The organism is Rhizobium sp. 25PS6 (genome assembly GCF_032464655.1).
Classification (GTDB): Bacteria; Pseudomonadota; Alphaproteobacteria; order Rhizobiales; family Rhizobiaceae; genus Rhizobium; species Rhizobium laguerreae.
On record NZ_JAWDIV010000087.1, the window covers coordinates 1 to 512 of the forward strand.

General features: G+C 64.1%; 1 protein-coding gene and 1 pseudogene. Both read right to left on the reverse strand.

Features of this window, described 5'->3' with window-relative positions:
- Nucleotides 1-292, reverse strand: a 292-nt coding sequence (locus tag RWK44_RS34960; RefSeq protein WP_316030193.1) for an FAD-dependent oxidoreductase, incomplete at its 3' end; no start/stop codon positions are given.
- A 27-nt stretch (nucleotides 293-319) separates the two neighbouring features.
- Nucleotides 320-512, reverse strand: a pseudogene (locus RWK44_RS34965) (DoxX family protein); the annotation flags it as partial.

Genomic DNA, 512 nt, shown 5'->3' on the forward strand with positions numbered 1-512 from the left:
CTTTCTCGATCCGCTCGACCCTTTGCATCAATACAGTCACATTCTTCTGGCGCGACAGGATGCGGCGGATCGGCATCGCGACTTGAGCGGGGGATAGGCCTGCAGTCGCCACCTGGTAGAGCAGCGGCTGGAAGAGGTGATAGTTGCGACGGTCGATAACGGTGATATCGACCGGGATGCTCTTGAGCGCCACGGCTGCGGCAAGCCCGCCGAAGCCGGCACCGAGAATGACCACGCGTGGGCGGCCATTCCCGGGCATTGGGCGGATCATGTTCGGCGCACCGCCCGTCATCGCGCCCTCGGCTTCGATCCGCATGGCTCAGCGCTCCCGCGAGAAAAAGCGGCCGGCGAGATGGTCGAGCGAAATGACGCCCGCGCCTCGCGCGAAAATCAGCAGCAGCGGAGCCGCCCAGGTCAGATGTTCGCCCCAATGGGTGGGATAGACGAAGATCTGGATCGTCGCCACGACCCCAAGCAGCATCAGTGCCGCGAGACGCGAGAAGAGGCCGAAG